The sequence below is a fragment of the Zavarzinella formosa DSM 19928 genome (assembly GCF_000255705.1).
GTDB classification, from domain to species: Bacteria; Planctomycetota; Planctomycetia; order Gemmatales; family Gemmataceae; genus Zavarzinella; species Zavarzinella formosa.
Map to the genome: position 1 here is coordinate 363286 of NZ_JH636446.1, position 201 is coordinate 363486.

A 201-nucleotide genomic window follows, 5' to 3' on the forward strand; every position below is an offset into this window, starting at 1 on the left:
CCGTCCATCTTGGAAATACCCACGGTTCCCGCCCGGACGGCGCGTTCATTGCTGCCTTCAAGCACGACCGGTGACACTGTCATCCGTTGAGCCGCCCGCCTTGGATCTGGAATGATCCCTCGCACGGGGCGAATGATGCCAGTTGTGTCCGGTCAATGACTCCCGTCCTTTGGCGGGGTCGCACACGCTTGCGGCGGGCTG